Source organism: Roseovarius sp. MBR-78 (genome assembly GCF_040547535.1).
Taxonomy (GTDB): Bacteria; Pseudomonadota; Alphaproteobacteria; order Rhodobacterales; family Rhodobacteraceae; genus Roseovarius.
On the sequence record NZ_JBEPPX010000088.1, the window covers coordinates 1 to 1,032 of the forward strand.

2 protein-coding genes are annotated in these 1,032 nt (G+C 66.0%); both read right to left on the reverse strand.

Translation table 11 applies throughout. From position 1 onward, the window contains the following. Nucleotides 1-467 (reverse strand): IS630 family transposase (locus tag ABIE58_RS20390; RefSeq protein ID WP_502950128.1); only part of this gene is annotated, 467 nt, incomplete at its 3' end. An 18-nt stretch (nucleotides 468-485) separates the two neighbouring features. After that, on the reverse strand, nucleotides 486-1,001 hold the full coding sequence (locus ABIE58_RS20395; protein ID WP_502950129.1) for a helix-turn-helix domain-containing protein: 516 nt from the start codon (nucleotides 999-1,001) through the stop codon (nucleotides 486-488). Nucleotides 1,002-1,032 lie beyond the last annotated feature (31 nt).

The following is a 1,032-nucleotide window of genomic DNA, read 5'->3' on the forward strand; positions in this document are numbered from 1 at the left end:
TCGAAGACCGAGATGGCGAGTTTGCTGGCGCGCAGGTAGGCCCAGATGTTCTCGACCGGGTTCAGCTCTGGGGCGTAGGGCGGCAGTGGCAGGAGGGTGATGTTGCCGGGCACGTTCAGAGCCTTGGCACCATGCCACCCCGCACCATCGAGCACCAGGATGGCGTGGGCACCGGATGCGACGGTTTTCGCGATCTCGCCAAGATGGACGTTCATCGCCTCGGTGTCTGCTGTTGGCATGACCAGGGCTGCAGTTTCGGTGTGGGCGGGACAGACAGCAGCGAATATGCAGGCCCACTGGTACCGCGTGTCGCGCGGGTTTTTTGGCCGGGTCCCGCGTTCGGCCCAGCCCCGGGTGAGCGTGCCTTGCTGGCCCACCCGGGCGTTCGCCGGGAATCCGGTCCCCCGGACCGTTTTCCGGCCCGGCTCACTCTTGAAACCAGACCTCCAGCGGCTTGCCGCGGGCATGATCCGGCAGCGCCTCGTCTACCCTGGCCGCGAAGTTTTTTTAAAAGTCTCCTGCGCCTCCGGGTCCGATCGGGGGTGTTGCGGGCGCACCGAAAGACGGCGAAACCCCAGAGCGGCCAGGTGTTTGCCGACCGTGCGTTCATGCATGACCACGCCGAATTCCGCTTCGATCCGGCGCTTGGGATCGGTCCGTCGCCATCGGACAACGCCGTCGCGGGCACGATCGGGACCCGCACGCACCGGGTCGGCCAGCGTGGCTTTCTGCTCGGGCGTCAACCGGGCCGGCCGACCTCCCCGTCGCCGGTTTGACAGCCCCTCCAGCCCCTCGGCGTTATAGCGATGGATCCAATCGCGCAGCGTCTGTCGATCCATGCCGCAGACCTCTGCCGCAGTTTTGCGGTCATAGCCCTCCAGAACCATCGCAATCGACAGCATCCGAAGCGCCGCCTTCGCATCCTCGCATCTCGCTGCGACCGCTCGCCCCCCCGCCGTCCGGTCGTTTCGTGTGATCTCCACCGCCTGTGAGCCCTCCATTGCCTCGATGGCACTGAATCACCTCCGAAAG

What these genes read in the sequence shown, in the direction of transcription:
- ABIE58_RS20395 (WP_502950129.1), bottom strand. Translation starts at nt 1,001, where the DNA reads ATGGAGGGCTCACAGGCGGTGGAGATCACACGAAACGACCGGACGGCG.